Origin of the sequence: Acidiluteibacter ferrifornacis (assembly GCF_009909615.1) — a bacterium.
Lineage (GTDB): Bacteria > Bacteroidota > Bacteroidia > Flavobacteriales_E > Vicingaceae > Acidiluteibacter > Acidiluteibacter ferrifornacis.
In genome coordinates, this window is the sequence record NZ_WWNE01000007.1 from 271,806 (window position 1) to 291,441 (window position 19,636).

Here is a 19,636-nt window from a genome sequence, read left to right on the forward strand (position 1 = left end):
CCTCTACTTTTGTCCTTGAATTGTATTATAAATAATTAGGATGAAGAAAATTTTATTATCTATTGTTGCCACTACGTTAATATCAGTTGGCGCATCAGCTCAGAGCAAAACAAATGAAAACAGCATTGGTATTCATTTTGGAACCAAGGAATATGCAGGAGATTTAGGATACGAAATGTATCGATTTGAAAAGGTTCATGCTGCTTTCGGAGTGTCTTATAGCAGATACATTAACCGATCTTTTGATGGAATGTTATCGTTTTCTTACGGTCAAATGCGTTTTTCAAAAGGAGCTCGTTCTTTCAAAACCAACCTTGGAGATATTAAACTAGAGGCAAAATATAAATTAAATAATGGATACCTACTTAAAGAAGATGCACTTATTGCACCATTCGTTCATGCAGGTATTGGAAACTCTATGTATTCTGGTGCTCATGTAAATGGAACTGTGTTTAGGTTAGGTTTTCCTATGGGTGCAGGAACCATGATCAACGTTCATGAGAATTTCGCGCTTTCTTTAAACTCCACCTTCACTTATATGGTTGATGATAAAATGGATGGTGTAGACAATAGAGATAAGTCTGAAAATTTATTGGATCGTTTTTTATATTCGGCTGTTGGAGCGCATTATAACTTTTCTACAGGAAAGGATACTGATGGAGATGGAATTCTTGATAAAAATGATGAATGTCCTGAAGTTGCAGGAACTCTTGAAAACGGAGGATGTCCTGATACTGATGGCGATGGTGTAATCGACAAATTAGATGCTTGTCCTACTGAAGTTGGAACAGCTGTATTAGGCGGTTGTCCCGACACGGATGGTGACGGAGTAGCTGATAAGGATGATACTTGCCCGAAAGTAAAAGGTTTAGTTGCCTTAAAAGGTTGCCCTGACACAGACGGTGATGGTATCGCTGACAATGAAGATGCTTGTCCTGAGATAGCAGGAGTTGCTGAATTCAATGGATGCGTTGATACAGATAAAGATGGCATTGCTGATAACTTAGACACTTGTCCTAAAGTTGCCGGTTCTAAAGAAATGAACGGATGTCCTGATACGGATAAAGACGGTATCGCTGACAACTTGGATAAATGTCCAACAGTAGCAGGAATTGCAGCTAACAAAGGTTGCCCTGAGATTAAAAAGGAAGATGCAAAAGTGATGGAAATGGCGATGAAAGGTTTATTCTTTGAATCAGGTTCAGCTAAAATAAAAGCTTCATCTCTTAAAGTATTGGACAATATTGCTAAAGTTATGAACGCCAACAAAGCTTATAACCTAATGATAGAAGGCCATACAGATGCATCAGGTGATGAAGCGAAAAATTTAATCTTATCAAAAGATAGAGCTAAAGCAGCAAAAGACTATCTAATTGCAAAAGGTATTGACGCTAGCAGATTGACTTCTGAAGGCTATGGAATTACTAAGCCAGTAGCAGATAATAATACTGCTGCAGGTAGAGCAAAAAATAGAAGAGTAGAATTTAACATCAAGTTTTAACACTACACCTAGAACAAACGACCAAAACTCTGAGAGAGCGTTTCGAAAGAAACGCTCTTTTTTTGCTTTTATACTCTCCCTATGCCTTTCCTCCAATTGTTACTCAACAACAAAATCAAGGAAAGTGGCAACAAAATAGAAACAACAAACATCAGTAAATAGTAGTTGGGAATACTTCCCCACTTCATCCAAATTAAAACACCTTGGAAAAATAGAATGGTTTCTGAAAACACAAACCCAAGAATAAAAATTTGAATTCCGATACCGGAAATTAGTTTTCGGATTCGTTGTCTAAGAATTAAAAATATAAAACCTGACACTACTCCAAGCATGGTTAAGTGAATGTAACCAATCATAAAGTTTCGAAGCTCGGTGGACACTGTAGCTACTTCAGGAATCAACAATAATGTTTGCAGCACGATTTTAAATAGCAAAGAACTAACTCCAAATATGATCAAGATTTTATTTAATCTCGATTTTGTGAGAACCACTGATCTAACTTCTTTCCAATTGGATTGAAATAAAAGAATGAAGCCTAAAAGTTGTGCTAAGACTCCAATTCCGTTGATCCAATTGTAATAGTCAGCTTTAAACGCCCAAGCCAAAACATGCGCAAAAGTGGCTATTAATCCCACCCAATAAAGTAGAAAGAAATGCTTGAAAGTTTTGGCTTTTAACTGAACTCCCCATTGACTCAACAAGAATAAAAACAATCCAAAAATGGCCATCAAAAACCAACCGTTGAATTGAAAATGCAAGTAAAACTGCACCACAATGTGGTACCAAGGTGTAGCTTGCATTCCCTTTCCAATGACTGCGCCCATGGCCCAAATTCCAATAGTAGAAATCACCATCGTCATTAATGCAGATTTAACCAATTGTTGAATTGGAGGATTTTTAATTTCCATATCACGCCACAGCAGTCGAGCAAAAGAATAGGAAGCAAAAATGTGCAAGGAAGAAAAAGTAATGGAAACGGCTCCATACCCTTGAAACGGAAAACTAAATAGCATTCCCACTACGGTAATCTGCGTGAACCAAAATAGCCTATTATAGATGGGTTTTCTTTTGCGAGATTCAGGGATAAAACAATCCACCAACAAGGCATACAAAATCAGGTAAACCCAACCTAATGTGGCGACATGAGAATGGGTGTGCAGTAAATTTTTATAGTCGAAGTCGAAGTGCCACACAAATGCACCCCTCAAAAGTAAGCCTAATGAAGCTGCAATTAAAAAATTAATCAGCGCTGTGTTTACCCAAGATTTTCGCATAAAATTCTATCGTGTGAGAAGACTCAAAACTAAAAAAAAATGCCCACAGCTATCAAATATAGCTATGGGCAACTTTACAACATACAAATCAATTTTAAACTAAACTACCTAACTTCGCTTCTTCTGCTTTTACAGCCCAAGGAAACAAAATATTATTTTCTAAGTGGATGTGACGGTGCAAATCTTGTTCAAATTCTTTTAGCATAGAAAAAGCCACCGTATAAGTACTACACGCATCAGATGGTGGAATATAACCGTTAGTCAACTTCTCTATTTTTTCAAAGCGATCTCCTTCATTTTCATGCTCACTCATCATCATCGCAATTGGATTTTTAACTGTTCCGAAATGTGGTGTATCTAGTTCACCTCCGCCCATTTCATTTTTTACCATCTTACGAATGTGAGGGAACAATACCAGTTCCTCTTTCTTCATGTGCTTTGTTAACTCTCCAGCTGAAGCAATGAATAATTCGTTCACCTCAATCAATTCCGGATGACGATCGCCATGAACGGCTGCGATTTTAGCCAAATACTGCTTCAAAATTGGAATTCGCTCTTCCACATATCGGTGGTGCTTTTTCTCGATGTAATCCACCAATAAATCTTTTGGCCAAGCTGTAAAATCTACATTTTCTCCACTCGATGTTTTTAGCACATTGTCTAATGCATTTAATACATCAGTTGGGTTAATCATTTTCTTTTCGCATGCATCTTCTATGCTGCGATTTCCTTTGCAACAAAAATCTATTCCGTATGATTCAAATACTGTTGCAGCTCTATAATCTTCTGCAACCAACTCTCCTATTATGCTATCTTTAGTTCTCATATGTAACTAGTTTATGGTTATTTTCTGAATCAAAGTTAGGCAACTTTTATTAATTCGGACAAATTTATCCGAATTAAATTATCCATTAAAAGTCCTTCTTCATCGCGATGCGTTGCATAATGAATGTAGGTACGATAAACCAAACCGTCAACATGAATAGTGACAAGAAAAAACCGAGTCTAGTTCCGAAAAATTGTTGAAACACAGCTCCTGTATAACCCAATAAAGCGGAGATGTCTAGCTTCAATAAAATCAATACTCGAGATAGATCAACGGGATTTAGTAAAGTGGCGATCAATGAAAATTTGTCCAGTGGATAATCTTCAAAAAACATCAACGACATTAAGAACAAACCATCGTAAATAACCGCCATAAATAGCCACAGCAAGATGGCATATCCAAACCCTTTAATCTTGTTTTCGTTTTTTAATGCGATCACAAACGCCAAAGAAGTAAAGATTAAAGTCAACATACTTCCACTCACTAAAAGCAATCCAAAATCCCAAATTGCAACACTGGTATTGATACCGTAAACAAAAAATGGGATTCCTAAACCTATCACTAAACTCATAGAAAGCGAAAGTGCAACTCCGAGGTATTGCCCCATAAAAATGGAACTTCGTTTGATGGGCTGTGCCAATAGCAATTCTGTAAACTCTTTGGAATTGTAGTAATACATTATTCCAAAAATGGTTCCGATGAGTGGCACCAATACGATGATGATATTCATTAAAGTAATGACTGCTTTTGAAAGGTCATTGTTCAAAAACAACAAGACAAATCCCATTAAAAGGTAGAATAGAAAATAAACGTAGCTCCATCGGCTGCGTATTAAATCGTAAAAACTGTATTTTAATATCTTAAGCATAACTAGCGGTTAAAATGGATGCAATGGCGTGTTCAAAGTCAGACTCGTTGGTCTTACTTTTCAATTCAGGGATGGTTCCTTTGAAATAGATTTTTCCTTCTAAAATAAATACAATCTGGTCAGAAATTTCTTCTACAAAACTCATAATATGCGAGGTAATCAATATTGTTTTCCCTTTCGCCTTCTCTTCATTAATCAACTGTTTTAATCGGATGTGAGCAATGGGATCCAACCCTGTGGTGGGTTCATCTAAAATAATCAATTGACTGTCAAACATGAAAGTCAACACTAGATTCACCTTTTGTTTGGTACCTCCAGATAGGTTACTCAACTTCTTATTCAAAAAGGGTTCTAGTCGAAACAACTCAATTAGCCGCTGATCATCGGCGTTTTTATTCGACCGTAAATCTTTGATCATATTGATTAACTCCTGCACAGATAAGTTCCCAGGGAAGTTGGCAATCTGTGGCAAATAATCAATGTTATTTCTATAGTTCCACTCCCCTTGTATGGCTTTTCCATCAAGGTGGATACTGCCTTTATCGGGAATCACCATTCCCAAAATGCTTTTAATTAGGGTCGTTTTTCCTGATCCATTTGGGCCTAGAACGGCAAAGATTCCTTTGGTATCAATTGTTAAGTCGATTCCTTCAAGAACCTTATTTTGTCCGAACTTCTTATGTATATCTTTTACTTCAATCATTTTTAATAGGTTTCATTTGTGGATTAGTGTCAACTAAATCATCAGGAGTAAATACTGGGGATACTTTCTCTGCAAAGTCGATTATGTCCATGAACAAACTTCTCAGCAGAATAATGGTTTCAGGTGTTCGGTTGACGATATATGAAAACAACTTTACAGGACGGTAAGGCACATCTCCCACTCCATTCTTATTCAGGTCGTAGCCGGAGTAACTGCTCCAGTAGTTTCCATCAAACTTATTGTCATTCAAGTTGCTATTGTAAGAAATATCAAATGAATTGTACAAAAAATTGTTACTTATAAAATGGTTCTCATAGCAAGCCCCTCTAACTTTTACAGCCCATCCATTCCTTTTAAAATTATTGTTTCTATAGTTCACTCGATTGGACCCTTCTATGGTAATTCCCACAGTATTGTCCTCAAAAGTATTTTCGTAAATCTCGGAGTCGTTGATCTCTTTCAATAAAATCCCAAAGGCTGCAGTGCCCCAATTTTTTCTAAAAATATTTCGATGCATGATGATACGTTTGGAGAACATCACAGCCACTCCTGCCCCATTGTTTTCAAATACATTATCACGATAGGTATCGTCGTTTGAAAACATAAAATGCAATCCATAGCGTACATTGTTGGTACTCGTATTTTTAAGAATTTGAATGCTATCTGAAAATTCTAAGTAGATCCCATCGCGCACATGTTGCACTATATTGTGTTCCACCACGATATTATTGCAATACCACAATTGAATGCCATTTCCTGAATTAAATTCCTCTACTGCATCTCCTATAATCTTATTGTGATAAACCCTTCCATGAGAAGATTTCTCTAAATAAATGCCAAAAAATAGCTTTTCAAGAACTACGTTTTGAATTAAAAAATGCTTGCTTTTAACCACCCGAATTGCTGCGAAATCAGTGGTATAACTCGTTCCTACATTGATGATAAACAATCCATCCACGGTAACTGAATCTGAAACAATGGTAATGATTTCACCTTGATCCTCTCCATCAATTGTAGGAAACAATTCCCCTTTTAAGGTCAGTGGTTTATCTATCGCAATATTGAATTCCTTATAGTATCCCTGCTTTACTAAAACGGTATCGTGGGGAGACGCAAGCGCAATCCCCGTTTTCAAGGATTTAATCGATCCATTTTTACTGACAATAATAGTTTTAGAATAAGCATTCGTACTTAAAAGAAAAACTAATGCATTGACCAATATAGCTGTTATTACTTTCAAAATCATCTACTTTTATAGTATTGCATACTTAAGGCCTGCATTTATCAAGTACTTTTGATTCATTTGAATACCCGTAACATTTTGATAAATTGGCACTCCAGCCTCTAAACCGAATTTAACCTTATTCCAATTTGATGAAGCGCTGAAAGCATAGTTTAATCCAAGAAAACCATTCATTTGATGACCTCCATAATTCGCTGTATTTGCCGCAGGAGCCATCATTGGCTTTAAATCTACATCGATTCCAGATATATTTTCATTTATAAGCCATTGAACACGACTAGAAATAGAAACACAACTGTTCAAATTAAGAGCTCCCCAAACATTTAATTGCCCCATATCTCCAAGCTGATATCCTTCTGTATTATTACCAGTTCTTAATACTCCAGATAACTGAGCTCCAATAGAGCCACTTGTAAAAGTCTTTTTATAGGTAGCGCCTAATGAGAAATCGACCGTTCCGCTACCCAACTGCATGGCGTAAGGTAGTTTTGCATTCTCCTTCATCGGTGTATCGTCCTTTTGGCTGACACTCCCTATGGGAAAGCTAATCCCTGTATTCAAATGCATAGAACTACTTTGATTTGCATATAAAGCGATTAAAACACTTGCCTTTAAATCGCCTAAGCCTCTAGACTGCGTAGAAAAATTTTCTTTCATTTTCATTCCATCCATCATGGTCATGCTGTGTGTTAGGTCCATTTTATTACTTAAATAGTTTTGCATCAACATTAAAGTTACTTTATCAGTTGGTGCATACATTACACCCAACATATGCATTTGCATTGTCATGGTTTGAGGCGCATTCATATAGCTGTTAAAGATTTGTTCATCTGTTATCGCTTCAGTTCCAGATAAATTTCCTTCCATAGACATGTACATGGCCTTATAGGAAAACATTAATCCGCCTTGAGGGTGCATGTGATCACCTGAAACACCAATTGGTGCGTGAGAGTCGGGTCTAAAATGATTGTGATGAAAATGGTTTGATGCATCTGATTTCTCATCAGAAAAAAGCGCTTTCAGCTCTTCCCAATTGTATACCGCTCCACCGTTTTTCTTTTTATAATTGTTCGCTACTTCTTCACTTTCAAAAGCAGACAAATTCGCTCCCATCGGACTCTGAATCTTTTTACTTTTGAGGTAATAGGCTGTTTTTGCATCCACCAATTTCGAAGTAGAATAATCAGCAACAGCTAATTTTGAATGCTCTTTGTTTGGCTGTTCTTTTAGGTAATTAACCAAGCACTCTATCGCATCAAAATGACTGATTTTGCCATTTTCTTCTATTGTCGCATTGTGTTTTAAGTCTTTAATAGTCATATTGCAGTGAGTGCAACTGCTATTTTTCTGAGCGTTTGCTGCCATTGCTAGGAATAATATCGTAGCAAACAGCATGATTTTTAAGGTTTTCATGTTTTATGGTTTTAGCTGAACATTACTTGGCGAATTGCCGGTTCAATTCTTCCCAATTGAACAATTCTCCACCGTTCTCTTGTTGAATTTCTACTGCCTTCTGTTGAGATTCAAATCCCGAAAGATAAGCTCCCATAGGACTTGGGATATTTTCACTAATTAGATAGGTTGCTTTAGTGGCATCGATTAGATCGCCCGAGCCATTAAAATCATTGATGAGAAATAGAGCAACTTGCTGTTCCTGATTTTGATTATTGTAATTCAAAAGGCATTCAATGGCATCGAATTTAAATGCTTTGCCTTTCTCGGTGACTATTTGAGCGCCATGCTGTTTATCAACGATTGTCATCTTGCAGAAGCTACATCCATCTTTCCCGTAGTTGATGGGCTGAGGACTAATGCTGCATGCAGATAAAACAACAGTTAAAATGGCGAAGATTAACACGGTCTTTTTCATGATTTTTTGATTTAAATTTTAAGTGGTGGTGGCTGATTTACGACCAACAAAGAATGCTAGAACTGTAAGCGACATTCCGACGAACATCATATATGCACCTACATTCGGCAGGGATTCTACATCAAAGTTGAGTAGTTTTTGAAACCCAAACAATGGTGGTTTATAGGTCATTGGATTGCCATCGGCATCCATTAATTTCATAATTGCATTGGGGTCTAAATTGGTTCCATAATCATACATCCAAAGGTTGAAATCATACATACCCAATATTCCAAGAATCGACATTGCGACAAACCAAATAAGCGCCCAATTGTGACTTATTTTCTTCATGGCCATTAGTATTCCTATAATGACACCTAGAGAAACAATGGCTATTAATATTTTGGGGAAAGCTTGAAATTCCCACATTTCATCAGCGGTTGGTAAAACTTTCATACCGATATAGTGATTTAAACCGTTGATATTTTGAACATCAAATTCACTCACCCCTCTAATGCCATTTACGAAGATGTGCATTCCAAGAGGTTCAGGATATTGTGGTGCTCCAAGCATGATGGTCCATAATGGAAATTGGAATAACCCAAGTAACAGTAGTGAACCAACAATCATAATTATACCAGCATTTTTCATTTTGCTTTGGTTTAGAAGTTTTAAAAAAAGGCGGGAGAAATCAACCAACTCCCGCCTCGGGAAAATGAATTTTTTAACCGTTTTCTATTTTCCCATATAAACTGATCAATCTTCGCCTAAAGACCAGCTTAATTCAATATCAGAGTCTGCAGGAGAAACTCTAATGTATCCTTGCATTTCTTGATGCAATGCTGAACAAAAATCCGTACAGTAGAACGGCCATACCCCTACTTTCTTAGGCTCCCAAGTATTGGTTTTGGTTTGACCTGGCATGATTAATAATTCAGAAGAATTCTGACCTATCATAGAGAAACCATGAGGTACATCAAAATCTTGTTCGTGGTTCGTAATATGGAAATACACTTTATCACCAACCTTCACACCTTCAATGTTATCCGGAGTAAAGTGACTTCTGATAGTTGACATATAAATGTGAACTTCGTTTCCTTTTCGCTCTACTTTTGCTTGATCAGGGCTAGTGATGGCGTAAGGGTGCTTGTTTTCATCTAAACGATAGATTTTCTTCGCATTATTTTTCAATAATTCAGCAGGACAACCTGCAGCATAGTGAGGCTCACCATGAGTTGGGAAATCATAAATCAATTCCATTTTCTCACCTGAGATGTCATAAATCTGTGCAGAGTGCTCCATTTCAGGACCTACTGGTAAGTATCTATCTTTTGTGATTTTATTCATGGCAACCACATATTTACCAAATGGCTTTCTTGAGTTTCCTCCAGGAATCATTAAGTGACCAACAGAATAGTAAGTTGGTTTTCTATCAATTACTTCCCAAGTACCTAACTTCCATTTTACCACTTCAGAAGAGATAAAGAAAGTAGTATATGCGTTTCCTTTTCCATCAAACTCAGTATGCAATGGTCCTAATCCTCCACTCTTAACAGTACCTGCTAATACATCTTCGAACTTTAAAATTGGAATACCATACGCTTCTCCGTCAAATTTCTCTGCTTCAATAGCAGCAATCATCTTATCAAATGAGTGAACCGTTAAGTCTGCAGATAATTTACCGTTTCCAATAATGTATTGACCAGAAGGATCAACATCACAACCGTGAGGAGATTTAGGAGTTGGTAAGAAATAAACTGCACCTGGAACTTTTAATGGATCAACTGTCAGCACTTCCTTTTTCATAGTAGTAGTCGCAGTATGTGTACTTTCATCATATACATTGTGTGCATAATTTGCTGGCATCATTGTTCCACCACCATTGTTCACATATTCTTCGATCTTTTTCCAGTTTACTGCTGCAATAAAATCTTTATCGTTTTGTGAAGCATTCACTTCCAATAAAGAGTTAGCCTCTTCAGTGTTGTAAGTAGTAAAGAAGAACCAACCGTGAGACTTGTCTCTACCAGGGTGAGATAAATCGTAGTTAAAACCAGGCATCATCAATTGAAATTTAATATCCATGTGACCATGCTCAGGATCTACACTAATGAAAGACAAAGAACCCTTAAAATTTGATTTATAGTCTTTAATCGGCATATCTTTCTGAGGAATTGGCACAGAGAAACGCGTTCCTGCAACTACATATTCTGTATTCTCAGTAATGAAAGAAGAACTGTGGTTTCCCGCACTGTTTGGAACTTCGATAATTTCTTCTGTCTCAAACGTGGTTAAACTAATTCTCGCAATCCTAGGGGTGTTGTTACCATTGATAAAGATCCAACGACCGTCCAACTCTCCATTGGTTTGAGAAATGTCTGGGTGATGAGCATCATCCCACGGCACAAAACCAAAAGAGGTATTCAACATTGGTTTTGTTTCTTCGGAATAACCATAACCTGAAGTTGGAAACTGAGAGAATACAGGAATCTCTTTGAACATTCTACCTGATGGCAAACCGTAAACGGTTAAGTTTCCACTATATCCACCTGACATAAAGGCATAAAACTCATCGTGCTCTCCTGGAGCTACATATACCTTTTCGGCAGCACTAGATGCCAATGCACCTTTATTCGACTTGCCTCCTGACTCGCTGTTGCTACAACTGATTGCAGTTCCCACTAGAGCCAACACAATTAAACTATTGATTAACTTTTTCATATTCTTGTATTTTGGTTGATTGATATTAATTTTCAGGTAAAATCACTTTGTCGACTACGTGTACGATTCCGTTTCCGGCTTCTACACTGGCTATTATTTTGGCTCCTCCGATGAATACCTCATCTCCAACAACTTCCACTTTCACGCTTAAATCACTGGCTTGGCCTAGCTTCTTAAACTTCTTCAAAAAGTCTTTAGAGTAATTACCTGCCGTTACATGATGTTTTAAAATCTGAGCTAGCTGCTCCTTATTCTCAGGCTTCAGTAAGTTCTCTACAGTGCCAGCTGGTAATGCTTCAAAAGCTGCATTTATCGGTGCAAAAACCATCAGTGGACCGGCATTTACCAATGCATTTTCTAGCTGTGCAGCCTGAACCGCAGCTACTAATGTAGAATGATCAGGTGAACCTATAGCAATGTCCAAAACAGTGGGTTGAGATTCATCATCTTTGATAAAGGCCTGCCCTTGTTTTTCAGTTTTTACTTCAGTCGTATTCGATGTCGCATCTTGCTCGACAGTTTCCGAATTCGGATTGCCGCAGCTCGCTATTGAAATTGCAACAGCTGCGCACAATATTCCTTTGTTTAAATTATTTTTCATGGCGGTTTGGTTTATGGATTAAATTGAATTTAATTAAGTGTTCTAAAGTATTCTAGAATATCACGTGCTTCAGCCTCAGTTAAATTTTGATTAGCCATTGGAGACCCATTGTGATCAATCAACAATTGACGTGCTACTGGATCTTTCTCCACCATTTCCACAGGATTCAGAATCATATTCATAATCCACTCAGGAGACCTTCTTTCTGTTACTCCTTTAATAGCTGGCCCTATAAACTTCTTCTCTACTTTATGACAAGCCTGGCATTTAGTATTGAATAGCTCTGTTCCTCTTGCTACCATTGCAGCGTCTATCGCTTCAGCAACTTCTACATTCTTAACGGGCCCGACACCTTTATTTACTTCTGGCTCAGCCTCTACTATTTCTACTTTGTCCTTTTTGGGCGTTTCTACCTTTTTAGATTCTACTTTTTTCTCTTGTGCTCCACCACCGCAGCTATATAGAACTAGCGTGGCCATTACGATTAGGGTTTTGATTGTGTTTTTCATCTTTGATTGATTTTTAATTTCTATTCAAAGGTATCTCTGCTTATCTCCTAAGAAAATGACATTTGTCATATTTTCGGACTTTTTTATCCTTTATTTGAAAAACAAACAACAAGCAGCTATATTCGAAATACTTATATCTGAGAAATACACAAAAAATTATTCCAATTGAAGAATAGAATTACAGCTCAGTAAGCAGATTACATTCTTTAAATGAACCCTATTTATGAATCATAATATTTTGAAATAGAAAGAAATTTCAATCTAAAAAAACGTTAAATTTGGGAATCAATGAAAGCGATATTATCCATATTCTTAATGCTAGAAGTTTTGTTCAGTTCCATGAGCATCACTGTCAATATGCATTACTGCTTAGGAGAATTGGCTGATATTGCTTTTCTAGAAGAGGCTGAGGTTTGTTCATTCGAGAAGTACTTTGGAACTTCTACCCCGAAAGATGGATTAGCTTTTAAAAATAAATCATGCTGCGGAAGTGAAAGTTATGTGATTCATGGACAAAACCACGAAACCACATTAAAAAGTGAAACAAAAACTGCTGACTTTGCAATTGCCATTCGCGATCTACCGCATTTATTAGAAAATATCAGAGAAAGTCTAATACTAACCCCCAACCACTTAAATTCAGTTTTGATTGAATCTTCCATTTTTCTGCGGATTCAATCTTTTCGATTATAGCTTTTTAATTTTAGACAAAAAACATTATCAATCAAAAAATTAACACACCACATTAACAATCGAATCATGAAAAAATTTAGACTACTTTTAATATTAGCAGTTAGCGTTATATCTGCTCAAGCTCAGCAGGATATCTATTTTAAAATCAATCACAAATTAGGTTCTGCCAATTTCGCATACAACCAAACAGCTACCAATAATATTTCCAATTCTTTCAACCTACAACGGCTTGAATACTATATTTCTGAAATCACATTAAAGTATGATGGTGGACAAGACACCACTTTAGACACCTATATCTTAGTGGATGCAGGAACCACCACCAATGTATTTTTGGGAACTTTCAACATTACGGCCATAGAGAGTGTTTCATTTGGCACCGGTGTAGATGCAGCTGTAAATAATGGAGACCCAGACCTATGGCCAATGACGCACCCTTTAGCACCTAAATCTCCATCCATGCACTGGGGATGGGCAGCAGGTTACCGTTTTGCCGCTTTCGAAGGAATGACCGGAGCCAATATGACTACTGCTTGGCAAATTCATGCGTTAGGCAATAGAAATTACAATACCCAAACAATTGCAACCACAGGATTTACTAATGGCAATACAACTACAATAGAGTTAAATGCTGATTATGCTCAGGCATTAAACAACATTACTATAAATGGTAATTTATTCAATCATGGTGAAACAGGTGAAGCAGCGACGTTATTGAGTAATTTCAATACGAGCGTATTTTCTGCAGGGGCTGTTGGTATTAAAGAAAATCAACTCACCTCTTTTAGCATTTCGCCCAATCCAAGTGCTCAAGACATTACCCTTCAATTTGAAGACAACCAAAATGGGAATAGGTTAACTGTTTCTTCTATTAACGGTCAATTAATCAGCCAAAAAACCATCACTTCAGGTAACCAAGTAAAGGTCTCTATTGATAACAAAGGAACTTATCTGGTTAATATTTATAAAGAAGGAAAACTAATCGGCTCTGAGAAGGTAATCATACAGTAATTATGGAAAAATCAAACCTCACAAAAGGTTTGCTTTTTTTATGTTTCGTTTTATTTTTCTTTCAAAGTTGTCAAAATGACAATGATGAAATTGGAAATGAAACGTTATTATATGATGGCACACCTTATCAGATAAAAACAGGGAGTTTAGAACAACCTGCCATTTCGGGTGACAACAAACTAACTGTTCAAGGAGTAAAATTGGGGCGCATGCTTTTTTATGAAAAAAAATTATCTGCCACCCAAACTCAATCTTGTGCTAGTTGTCACCGACAAGAACATGCATTTACAGACACTGCACGATTCTCTGAGGGAGTCAGAGGTCTTCAGGGTAAACGAAATGCAATGGCTATATTCAACATGGCGTGGAATACCAATGAATTCTTTTGGGATGGTCGAGCCCATTTATTGCGTCACCAATCTTTAATGCCCATTCAGGACCCTCTAGAAATGGATGAAAGTTTGGCAAATGTGGTCAATAAATTGAAAGGCGAAAAATCCTATCGAGATCAATTTTTTAGAGCTTTTGGAACAGAAGAAATTACACCTCAAAGAATTTCTTTAGCCTTGGAGCAGTTTATGAATTCCATCGTTTCAGTGAATAGTAAATATGACCGTTTCGAAAATGGTACTGCTATATTAGACAGTTTAGAGGAGAGAGGTAGATATTTATTTTTTGCTGAATTCAATCCGAGTTTCCCATCACTTTCAGGAGCGGATTGTGCCCATTGTCATTCTACCAAAAATTTTGAAAATGATAAGTATTTAAACAATGGATTGGACTCTGATGCCGATATGGCAGATGACGGACGCATGAAGGTCACCAATGATCCAAATGACAAAGGCAAGTTCAAAATAACGTCGTTGCGGAATATTGAATTGACAGCGCCATACATGCACGATGGCCGTTTCAAAACACTAGAAGAAGTTGTGGAACATTACAACTCAGGTCTAAAAAATTCGTCTACTCTAGACCCAACATTAATTTACCCACTGAACAATGGAGGTCTTCAATTATCATCTGATGATAAAAAAGCATTGATTGCATTTCTGAAGACCTTAACTGATGATGATTTAATGACGAACTTAGAGTATTCAAACCCATTTTAAATTGAATAATCGAAAACACAAAGTAAATACAATGCGACTGTTGGCAGCGTCAATGGTCGTATTTATTGTTTATGGGTTTCGCATATTTTCCGATACCAAAAGTGTTGATGCCTTAATTAAACATCCACTCGGTTTTCCCCCGATGGAATTTCCTACAGGAAATGAATTTAGCAGAGCGCGTTGGGAATTGGGGAAAAAGCTATTCAATGACTCTATACTGTCTATTGATAAAACGATAAGTTGTGGCAGTTGTCATTATCCACATTTGGCTTTTTCAGACTCTGTAGCATTGAGTCCAGGTGTGTTTAAACGTGCCGGCGTTCGGAATGCTCCATCATTAGCCAACATTGGTTATCACCCTTACTTTCTCAGAGAAGGAAGCGTTCCTACGATTGAAATGCAGGTTTTGGTGCCTATTCAGGAGCACAATGAATTCAATCACAACATCGTAGACATAGCTAGAGAATTGGATAAAGATTCTATTTATGTAAAAATGAGCTTGGAAGCTTACAACCGCCGACCTGATCCGTTTGTAATTTCCAGAGCACTCGCTAATTATGAGCGAACATTCATGAGCGGAAACAGTCGCTATGATCAATACACTTTTCAAGGTAAAAAGAAGGCGCTTAATCCAACAGAAAAGAAAGGGATGAAGCTCTTTTTCAGTGAACGATTAAAATGTGTCAACTGTCATGGTGGCTTTAATTTCACCAATTACGCCATTGAAAATAATGGGCTCTCAGAAAAATACGAAGATCCAGGTCGATTTCGACTGACATTAGATTCTATTGATTATGCAAAGTTTAAAGTGCCTTCTTTAAGAAATGTAGAATTGACTGCTCCTTACATGCACAAAGGCCAGTTTGCAACTTTAGAAGAAGTGATAGAGCACTATAACAAAGGAGGTAAAAATCATCCTCAAAAAAGCGAGTTGATACAACCACTAAACTTGACTGAGAAAGAAAAAAGTGAGCTCCTCGCCTTCTTAAAAACATTAACTGATTATGATTTTGTGACGAATAAAAATTGGCGATAAAGGATTAATTTTGGCAAAGAAGACGGTCCATACTCTTCTTTTCTCTGCCATGATTAAACCATTATTTCTGCTTTGTTCACTACTCTTCACTACCGATTTTTTGGCATTAGCTCCAATTGAAAATCAATGGAAATTGGTCAATGAAGAAGATGGATTCAAAGTCTACACCAGTGAAAATGCTTTTTCTCCTATTCATGAAATTAAAATATTATACACTGCTACCTCCACTTTAGACAAAGTCTCTATCACACTTGATAATGTACCTAATTATAAAAATTGGGTGTACAAATGTGTAGACTCCAAACGTGTATCGATAAAAAACAAAGACGATTTTCATTACTATATACTAACTGATTTTCCTTTTCCTTTGTCTGACCGTGATTTGGTAATACATACGCAACAAACGATGTGGCCAAATGGAAAAGGCTACTCCTCTGTTTCCAAACTATTTCCTTCTGAATATAACAAAAGCGAAGACCGTGTGAGGATGGCTTACTTCGAATCGAAATGGGAAGTAGTGAAAGTCAATTCCACCACCATTAGTATCGACTACCGAGTAGTGGCTGATCCAGCAGGAGACATTCCATCATGGTTAGTCAATATGGCGATTACAAAAGGCCCAGTTGAAACAATGCGGAAGTTTAAAACAATGATAGAGAAGTAAATGGCAGACAACTCAATCCACCTACTTTCAAGTATTCATTAAAAAGAAAACCACAAAGCACACTAAGTTTTTCGCAAAGTTCACAATAAGAAAGAAAAGCATTTATTGAATTCATTCACATCATAACACAATTCTAACCACAAAGGCTGCTAAGGTTTCCACGAAGGTCACAAAGAAATTACGAAGTAATATATTAATACTTTGAGTATTGACATATTCATATAATTACAAAGCAATTATATCCTCGCCTGATACGTATACAAATCAAAGTAACGCCCTTCAGATTGAATCAACTCTTCGTGGTTTCCTCGCTCTACAATTCGTCCATCTTCAATGACTAATATTTGGTCTGCTTTTTTGATGGTGCTCAATCGGTGAGCAATCACGAAAGTGGTTCTTCCTTTCATCAGTTCATTCAAACTTTTCTGAATCAATGCTTCACTTTCATTGTCGAGATTAGAGGTCGCTTCATCTAAAATTATAATCTTAGGATCGGCCAAAATCGCTCTTGCAATCGCAATTCGCTGGCGCTGTCCACCTGAAAGCTTCACCCCTCTTTCCCCGATTAAGGTATCTAAACCTTCATCAAAACGATCGGTAAATTCATTCACATATGCTGAGTTTACAGCATTCTGTAATTGTTCTTCAGTAGCATTTGGTCGTGGGAATAATATATTTTCACGAATAGTTCCCTCAAACAAAAACTCATCTTGTAAAACAACGCCTAAATTTCTTCTATAATGGTTCAATTTCACTTTAGATAAATCTTTTCCATCGATGGTAATCATTCCTGACTTTGGATTTAAGAAAGTGGCAGACAATCCAGCAATAGTAGATTTTCCAGAACCAGAACTTCCCACTAAAGCGGTAACTGTTCCCGAAGCAGCTTCGAAACTTATATTATGAATCACTTCTTTTCCTTTTTCGTAAGCAAATGAGACATCCTTGAATTCAATATTTCCAATCACATTGGGCAGTTCTTCTGTTCTATTTCCAGCATCTTCTTCGGCTTCCATATTCATCAACTCCTCTGTGCGGTCTAAGCCTGCCATGGCCTCGGTCAATTGACTCCCGATATTGCTCATCTGAACAATCGGTGCAATCATAAAACCTAATAAAAGCGTAAAGGATAAGAAATCTCCAACGGTCAGGTCTCCAGTCATAATTTTATATCCGCCGATTCCCATTATTCCTGTAGAAGCTAATCCCAATAGAAAAGTAGACGAACTGGTCATAGCGGCCGTGGCTGTTAAACTTCTTTTCACATTGTTGAATAACCGCTCTACTCCTTCTTCAAAGGTTTTATTTTCCTGTTCCTCTGCGTTGAATGCTTTAATGACTCGAACTCCTGCTAACGATTCTGTTAATCGTCCAGTCACTTCGGCGTTAATCACTCCACGTTTTCTAAAAATCGGTCGAATGTATTTGAAAGCCTTTAACGCAACGACGCCAAATATGGCCACTGGCACCAATACAAAAAGGGTCATAGATGGACTAATTTTAATCAACAACACCAATGATATTACTGCCGTAATCGTTCCTCCAACCATTTGAACCAGCCCAGTTCCAATTAAGTTTCGGACTCCCTCTACATCAGTCATAATCCGAGAAACCAACACTCCTGACTTTGTATTATCAAAAAAACTAATCGGCAAGGAAAGTACTTTTTTCTGCACTTTTGCTCGCAATTCTGAAATCAAATACTGCGCCTGTACACTCAATATTTTGGTCAATAAAAAGGACGTGACTGCTTGAACCAAAATTGCAATTCCCACTATCAACAATAGACTATACAGCTGATCATAATCCTTATTAGGGATTACATCATCCAACAGCGCTTTACTTTTCCAAGGCAACACCAAACTAGCCAATCGGCTCAAAACAATTAAAAATAATCCGATAAAAACCAACTTCCTTCGTGGCCAAATTATCGTTTTAAAAGCTTGGGCCTTGGTTACCTTAGAATGCTTTGCAGGCTGCCCTCCTTCTGCCTTGGTATTAAACTTAATCTTTGGGGTCTTCTCCTGAAATCGGTTAAATTTTTTCATCACTAGTTTTAGAATGTTCGAAGTTAAGCAGGTTATTATTTTATTGAGAAATTAATCCAAATAAATAAAATTCATCGTAATATTGCAATATAATATTATACCGATGGGAATCACAAAGTCTACACTTTTTACGGAAGAACAAAACGCACTAGCTAAATTGGCGAAAGTCTTAGGACATCCAGCAAGAATAGCAATTATTGAGCACCTACTTGCGGCAAATGCTTGTATTAATAATGATTTAGTCCAAGAGTTAGGATTAGCACAAGCTACAATAAGTCAACACTTAAAAGAGCTCAAGCAAATTGGAATTATTCAAGGAACCGTTGAAGGCGTTTCCATGAGTTATTGTATTAACCCTGAAAAATGGGCTGAATTAAGTTCCCTTTTTAATCACTTGTTCAATCAATATCAACCTAAAAATAACTGTTGTTGATACTAATTAATCTATAAATGAATAGAATAGTTATTTAATCATACAATTAATACGGTAAAAAAATAGAAATTATGAAGATATCAGAAATTAAGAATCACTTATCGAATAGCAATCAAATTGCTTTTCAATTGCCAAACGGCGAAATAGTTCCTTCTCACTTTCATGTAACCGAGGTAGGAGTTGTCTCTAAACACTTCATAGATTGTGGTGGAACTGTTCGAAAAGAAGAAAAAGCCAACTTTCAATTGTGGGAAGCAGATGACTACGATCACCGCTTGCATCCTGAAAAATTGACCAACATTATCGAGCTTTCTGAAAAAGTGCTAGAAATGGGAGATTTAGAAATTGAGGTAGAATACCAAGGAGACACTATCGGAAAATACGACCTAGACTTTGATGGTTCAAACTTTTTACTGCTCTCAAAAACTACTGACTGCTTAGCGAAAGATAAATGTGGTATTCCGGAACAGAAGCCAAGAATCAAAATGAGCGCAATTGGTAATTCAACTGAAACATCTTGCACGCCAGGTGGTGGATGTTGCTAAAT

The 19,636-nt window shown here is 37.1% G+C and carries 20 protein-coding genes; 8 read left to right on the forward strand and 12 right to left on the reverse strand.

Annotated features, from left to right (window positions below; all coding sequences use genetic code 11):
• Window positions 1-40 precede the first annotated feature (40 nt).
• Window positions 41-1,501 carry a DUF6089 family protein gene (locus tag GQN54_RS09955; protein ID WP_160633390.1) on the forward strand — a complete coding sequence of 487 codons (1,461 nt, stop codon included), beginning with the start codon at window positions 41-43 and terminating at the stop codon, window positions 1,499-1,501.
• Between the two features lie 68 nt (window positions 1,502-1,569).
• Here GQN54_RS09955 and GQN54_RS09960 read toward each other — a convergent pair whose 3' ends face one another.
• From GQN54_RS09960 to GQN54_RS10010, 11 genes are all read right to left on the reverse strand, one after another.
• Window positions 1,570-2,775 carry a hypothetical protein gene (locus GQN54_RS09960; RefSeq protein ID WP_160633391.1) on the reverse strand — a complete coding sequence of 402 codons (1,206 nt, stop codon included), beginning with the start codon at window positions 2,773-2,775 and terminating at the stop codon, window positions 1,570-1,572.
• A 94-nt stretch (window positions 2,776-2,869) separates the two neighbouring features.
• A complete protein-coding gene (ric, locus tag GQN54_RS09965; RefSeq protein WP_160633392.1) occupies window positions 2,870-3,601 on the reverse strand; it encodes an iron-sulfur cluster repair di-iron protein in 732 nt (243 codons plus the stop codon).
• Window positions 3,602-3,686: 85 nt separating this feature from the next.
• Window positions 3,687-4,469, reverse strand: coding sequence for an ABC transporter permease (locus GQN54_RS09970; protein ID WP_160633393.1), 783 nt, complete (start codon window positions 4,467-4,469; stop codon window positions 3,687-3,689).
• Window positions 4,462-5,172, reverse strand: a complete 711-nt coding sequence (locus GQN54_RS09975) for an ABC transporter ATP-binding protein (protein WP_160633394.1) — start codon at window positions 5,170-5,172, stop codon at window positions 4,462-4,464. The genes GQN54_RS09970 and GQN54_RS09975 overlap by 8 nt, the downstream gene beginning before the upstream one ends.
• Window positions 5,165-6,418: a nitrous oxide reductase family maturation protein NosD gene (locus GQN54_RS09980; RefSeq protein ID WP_160633395.1), complete on the reverse strand. Its 1,254-nt coding sequence runs from the start codon at window positions 6,416-6,418 to the stop codon at window positions 5,165-5,167. The genes GQN54_RS09975 and GQN54_RS09980 overlap by 8 nt, the downstream gene beginning before the upstream one ends.
• A 6-nt stretch (window positions 6,419-6,424) precedes the next feature.
• Complete coding sequence (locus tag GQN54_RS09985) at window positions 6,425-7,828, reverse strand: nitrous oxide reductase accessory protein NosL (RefSeq protein ID WP_160633396.1); 1,404 nt, start codon at window positions 7,826-7,828, stop codon at window positions 6,425-6,427.
• Window positions 7,829-7,850: 22 nt separating this feature from the next.
• The gene (locus tag GQN54_RS09990) at window positions 7,851-8,285 is read right to left on the reverse strand and encodes a nitrous oxide reductase accessory protein NosL (protein ID WP_160633397.1); all 435 of its coding nucleotides are present in this window, start codon (window positions 8,283-8,285) and stop codon (window positions 7,851-7,853) included.
• A gap of 18 nt (window positions 8,286-8,303) precedes the next feature.
• On the reverse strand, window positions 8,304-8,915 hold the full coding sequence (locus tag GQN54_RS09995) for a hypothetical protein (RefSeq protein WP_160633398.1): 612 nt from the start codon (window positions 8,913-8,915) through the stop codon (window positions 8,304-8,306).
• A gap of 105 nt (window positions 8,916-9,020) precedes the next feature.
• Window positions 9,021-10,985 (reverse strand): Sec-dependent nitrous-oxide reductase, encoded by a 1,965-nt coding sequence (gene nosZ / locus GQN54_RS10000; protein WP_160633399.1) that lies wholly within the window; start codon window positions 10,983-10,985, stop codon window positions 9,021-9,023.
• A 25-nt stretch (window positions 10,986-11,010) separates the two neighbouring features.
• A complete protein-coding gene (locus tag GQN54_RS10005; protein WP_160633400.1) occupies window positions 11,011-11,586 on the reverse strand; it encodes a fasciclin domain-containing protein in 576 nt (191 codons plus the stop codon).
• Window positions 11,587-11,615: 29 nt separating this feature from the next.
• Window positions 11,616-12,095, reverse strand: coding sequence for a c-type cytochrome (locus tag GQN54_RS10010; RefSeq protein ID WP_160633401.1), 480 nt, complete (start codon window positions 12,093-12,095; stop codon window positions 11,616-11,618).
• A 288-nt stretch (window positions 12,096-12,383) separates the two neighbouring features.
• On the opposite strand from GQN54_RS10010, the gene GQN54_RS10015 reads away from it, so the two are divergent.
• The 5 genes from GQN54_RS10015 (at window position 12,384) to GQN54_RS10035 (ending at window position 16,608) form a co-directional block, all read left to right on the forward strand.
• Window positions 12,384-12,788, forward strand: coding sequence for an HYC_CC_PP family protein (locus GQN54_RS10015; protein WP_160633402.1), 405 nt, complete (start codon window positions 12,384-12,386; stop codon window positions 12,786-12,788).
• 66 nt (window positions 12,789-12,854) lie between these two features.
• Complete coding sequence (locus tag GQN54_RS10020) at window positions 12,855-13,799, forward strand: MbnP family protein (protein ID WP_160633403.1); 945 nt, start codon at window positions 12,855-12,857, stop codon at window positions 13,797-13,799.
• Window positions 13,800-13,801: 2 nt separating this feature from the next.
• On the forward strand, window positions 13,802-14,908 hold the full coding sequence (locus GQN54_RS10025) for a cytochrome-c peroxidase (RefSeq protein ID WP_160633404.1): 1,107 nt from the start codon (window positions 13,802-13,804) through the stop codon (window positions 14,906-14,908).
• A gap of 1 nt (window position 14,909) precedes the next feature.
• Window positions 14,910-15,944 (forward strand): cytochrome-c peroxidase, encoded by a 1,035-nt coding sequence (locus GQN54_RS10030; RefSeq protein WP_235933035.1) that lies wholly within the window; start codon window positions 14,910-14,912, stop codon window positions 15,942-15,944.
• 10 nt (window positions 15,945-15,954) lie between these two features.
• Window positions 15,955-16,608 (forward strand): SRPBCC family protein, encoded by a 654-nt coding sequence (locus tag GQN54_RS10035; RefSeq protein WP_160633405.1) that lies wholly within the window; start codon window positions 15,955-15,957, stop codon window positions 16,606-16,608.
• A 236-nt stretch (window positions 16,609-16,844) separates the two neighbouring features.
• On the opposite strand, the gene GQN54_RS10040 is transcribed toward GQN54_RS10035, so the two are convergent.
• On the reverse strand, window positions 16,845-18,656 hold the full coding sequence (locus tag GQN54_RS10040) for an ABC transporter ATP-binding protein (RefSeq protein ID WP_160633406.1): 1,812 nt from the start codon (window positions 18,654-18,656) through the stop codon (window positions 16,845-16,847).
• A 103-nt stretch (window positions 18,657-18,759) separates the two neighbouring features.
• Between GQN54_RS10040 and GQN54_RS10045 the strand changes: the two genes are divergently transcribed.
• Together GQN54_RS10045 and GQN54_RS10050 are read left to right on the forward strand one after the other, a co-directional pair.
• Entirely contained in the window at window positions 18,760-19,089 is a 330-nt protein-coding gene (locus tag GQN54_RS10045; RefSeq protein WP_160633407.1) for an ArsR/SmtB family transcription factor, read from the forward strand.
• Between the two features lie 71 nt (window positions 19,090-19,160).
• The gene (locus tag GQN54_RS10050; RefSeq protein ID WP_160633408.1) at window positions 19,161-19,634 is read left to right on the forward strand and encodes a DUF6428 family protein; all 474 of its coding nucleotides are present in this window, start codon (window positions 19,161-19,163) and stop codon (window positions 19,632-19,634) included.
• The last annotated feature ends 2 nt before the right edge of the window (window positions 19,635-19,636 follow it).

What these genes read in the sequence shown, in the direction of transcription:
- GQN54_RS09955 (WP_160633390.1), top strand. Translation starts at nt 41, where the DNA reads ATGAAGAAAATTTTATTATCTATTGTTGCCACTACGTTAATATCAGTT.
- GQN54_RS09960 (WP_160633391.1), bottom strand. Translation starts at nt 2,775, where the DNA reads ATGCGAAAATCTTGGGTAAACACAGCGCTGATTAATTTTTTAATTGCA.
- ric (WP_160633392.1), bottom strand. Translation starts at nt 3,601, where the DNA reads ATGAGAACTAAAGATAGCATAATAGGAGAGTTGGTTGCAGAAGATTAT.
- GQN54_RS09970 (WP_160633393.1), bottom strand. Translation starts at nt 4,469, where the DNA reads ATGCTTAAGATATTAAAATACAGTTTTTACGATTTAATACGCAGCCGA.
- GQN54_RS09975 (WP_160633394.1), bottom strand. Translation starts at nt 5,172, where the DNA reads ATGATTGAAGTAAAAGATATACATAAGAAGTTCGGACAAAATAAGGTT.
- GQN54_RS09980 (WP_160633395.1), bottom strand. Translation starts at nt 6,418, where the DNA reads ATGATTTTGAAAGTAATAACAGCTATATTGGTCAATGCATTAGTTTTT.
- GQN54_RS09985 (WP_160633396.1), bottom strand. Translation starts at nt 7,828, where the DNA reads ATGAAAACCTTAAAAATCATGCTGTTTGCTACGATATTATTCCTAGCA.
- GQN54_RS09990 (WP_160633397.1), bottom strand. Translation starts at nt 8,285, where the DNA reads ATGAAAAAGACCGTGTTAATCTTCGCCATTTTAACTGTTGTTTTATCT.
- GQN54_RS09995 (WP_160633398.1), bottom strand. Translation starts at nt 8,915, where the DNA reads ATGAAAAATGCTGGTATAATTATGATTGTTGGTTCACTACTGTTACTT.
- nosZ (WP_160633399.1), bottom strand. Translation starts at nt 10,985, where the DNA reads ATGAAAAAGTTAATCAATAGTTTAATTGTGTTGGCTCTAGTGGGAACT.
- GQN54_RS10005 (WP_160633400.1), bottom strand. Translation starts at nt 11,586, where the DNA reads ATGAAAAATAATTTAAACAAAGGAATATTGTGCGCAGCTGTTGCAATT.
- GQN54_RS10010 (WP_160633401.1), bottom strand. Translation starts at nt 12,095, where the DNA reads ATGAAAAACACAATCAAAACCCTAATCGTAATGGCCACGCTAGTTCTA.
- GQN54_RS10015 (WP_160633402.1), top strand. Translation starts at nt 12,384, where the DNA reads ATGAAAGCGATATTATCCATATTCTTAATGCTAGAAGTTTTGTTCAGT.
- GQN54_RS10020 (WP_160633403.1), top strand. Translation starts at nt 12,855, where the DNA reads ATGAAAAAATTTAGACTACTTTTAATATTAGCAGTTAGCGTTATATCT.
- GQN54_RS10025 (WP_160633404.1), top strand. Translation starts at nt 13,802, where the DNA reads ATGGAAAAATCAAACCTCACAAAAGGTTTGCTTTTTTTATGTTTCGTT.
- GQN54_RS10040 (WP_160633406.1), bottom strand. Translation starts at nt 18,656, where the DNA reads ATGAAAAAATTTAACCGATTTCAGGAGAAGACCCCAAAGATTAAGTTT.
- GQN54_RS10045 (WP_160633407.1), top strand. Translation starts at nt 18,760, where the DNA reads ATGGGAATCACAAAGTCTACACTTTTTACGGAAGAACAAAACGCACTA.
- GQN54_RS10050 (WP_160633408.1), top strand. Translation starts at nt 19,161, where the DNA reads ATGAAGATATCAGAAATTAAGAATCACTTATCGAATAGCAATCAAATT.